The sequence below is a fragment of the Streptococcus sp. HMSC072D03 genome, assembly GCF_001812855.1.
GTDB lineage: Bacteria > Bacillota > Bacilli > Lactobacillales > Streptococcaceae > Streptococcus > Streptococcus salivarius_D.
The window spans coordinates 650-863 of the sequence record NZ_KV810631.1; the positions used below are offsets into that span (position 1 = coordinate 650).

1 protein-coding gene is annotated in these 214 nt (G+C 53.3%); it reads right to left on the minus strand.

The genetic code is table 11. The features are described from left to right. A partial coding sequence (locus HMPREF2877_RS11155) for a hypothetical protein (RefSeq protein WP_256262916.1) occupies positions 1–214 on the minus strand: 214 nt, incomplete at both ends.

Below are 214 nucleotides of genomic sequence, written 5' to 3' on the forward strand. Positions count from 1 at the left end.
ACGTAGGTGATGAATCACTAGCACTGATTGACGCACTTTGGGATGCAGAGATACTTGCACTCGTTGAGGCACTTTGTGACGCTGACGTACTTGCTGACTCACTCGCACTTGTTGAGGCGCTCTGTGACGCACTGGTGCTGGCTGATTCGCTCGCACTGGTTGAAGCACTCTGTAACGCTGACGTACTTGCCGATTCACTAGCGCTGGATGAGGC